Annotated in this window: 3 protein-coding genes; all 3 read right to left on the bottom strand. The window is 39.5% G+C overall.

All coding sequences use genetic code 11. From position 1 onward, the window contains the following. Positions 1-451 (bottom strand): methyl-accepting chemotaxis protein (locus H1S01_RS20335; RefSeq protein WP_188042170.1); only part of this gene is annotated, 451 nt, incomplete at its 3' end. Positions 452-716: 265 nt separating this feature from the next. Further along, entirely contained in the window at positions 717-839 is a 123-nt protein-coding gene (locus H1S01_RS22200; RefSeq protein ID WP_268892070.1) for a hypothetical protein, read from the bottom strand. A gap of 21 nt (positions 840-860) precedes the next feature. Continuing rightward, a complete protein-coding gene (locus H1S01_RS22195) occupies positions 861-989 on the bottom strand; it encodes a hypothetical protein (RefSeq protein ID WP_279287055.1) in 129 nt (42 codons plus the stop codon). Positions 990-1,071: the final 82 nt, after the last annotated feature.

The raw sequence follows: 1,071 nt of genomic DNA, 5'->3' as shown, positions 1-1,071 counted from the left end.
TTTGAGAATTAGATGTTTCTTTTATAACAGTTGAAATACTAGAATTTGTTTCGGTTATTGAAATTTTCCCATCGTCGGTTTGATTTGCTGTTAAGTCAATTGTCTGAGCAAAGTCACTTACAGACTCAGAAAGTTGAGTTACGGCTGTTGCAATCTGCTCAAAATTGCTAGTTAAAATTTCGAATTGACTAGATAACTGATTAACATAATTCCCACTATGTACTCCTTCATATACAACATTATTCAAGTCCATAGTGAGGCGTTTTATTTGCGATTCATGGTTATCCATTAACCTGTTGATTAATAAGGAAACCGGGGCTAAAGGGTTATCTTTGGGTAAGTTAATCCTTAATGTATAATCTCCATCGCACATTTTCTCAAGGGTACTAAGGATGGGGGTTAAATCAATTCTCTCAGCTGATGTCGAATGTTTTTCTTGGTGCCAGAACATGACATAACCTCCTAGAAATATTCGTATAATATTTTTCTAACCTAATTATAACACCTAGAGTTGGGGTTACCTATAATTCTGATTCACTGTACTTACCAAAGATACTGTATACATCATAAAAGCAATTTTATGATAGATTTAGCCCGTAATTTAAAAATGGTCGAACTTGAGCAACAAAGGGAGCAGGGTACTGCAACTAACTCAGTGGAGAAAATAATAAAGCGTGGGCAGTTTCCACCGCCGCACGCTTGAATTAGTTTATCGATTAGTAAGCACCGAAGCCCATTCCAAATCCGGTGCCGAGGATGGCTATAATAATAATCAAAATGGCCAATGCAACAATGCTATTTCCGATATAGCCCCCTGTACCGCACCCGCATGCACCCATAGATATTACCTCCTCTCTTAACTAACAGCCGTCACCAACGTACCCGACGCCAATAATCGCAGGGTAAAAAGCTCCGATAACGATGAGAGCGATAGCAAGCCCGACTACGGTGGGGAACCCAACGTAACCATCAGCAACAGCAGCACCCATGTTAACGCCTCCTCTCGAATTGATTGAGGAACAACTACAATTCCATTTTATGGGTTTAGGAGCTTTGGTGTGAACGAAAAAA

The sequence above is a fragment of the Heliobacterium chlorum genome (assembly GCF_014502795.1).
GTDB lineage: Bacteria > Bacillota > Desulfitobacteriia > Heliobacteriales > Heliobacteriaceae > Heliobacterium > Heliobacterium chlorum.
Note: the sequence above shows the minus strand (reverse complement) of the source record. Positions and strands in the feature narration are given on the sequence as shown.